Here is a 263-nt window from a genome sequence, read left to right as displayed (position 1 = left end):
GCTTCAATAAACGAATGTCCCACAATCATGGAGGCCAGGAAAGTAATCAGGCTCAAAAAGCCAAACAGGATCAGTCCGACCCCAATCAGGATAACCAATACTTTCAGGGCTACCCGAAACAGGCGGTAAACCACCTCACCAAAACGGCTGACCTGCTCTTTGCCTTTGTTGTAGGAGTCGGAGCTACGAAACTTGTTGTAGCTGGCTTTCACTTCCTGAACTTCTTCCTTAATTGATTTCTCAATGTTCGACACCGTGGCTTC

At 47.1% G+C, this 263-nt stretch carries 1 protein-coding gene; it reads right to left on the bottom strand.

Annotated elements, in window-relative coordinates:
• The coding region (locus Q1A18_RS19020; RefSeq protein WP_299584742.1) for a hypothetical protein at nucleotides 1-263 on the bottom strand (263 nt) is incomplete at both ends.

The sequence above is a fragment of the uncultured Sunxiuqinia sp. genome, assembly GCF_947495665.1.
Classification (GTDB): Bacteria; Bacteroidota; Bacteroidia; order Bacteroidales; family Prolixibacteraceae; genus Sunxiuqinia; species Sunxiuqinia rutila.
Note: the sequence above shows the minus strand (reverse complement) of the source record. Positions and strands in the feature narration are given on the sequence as shown.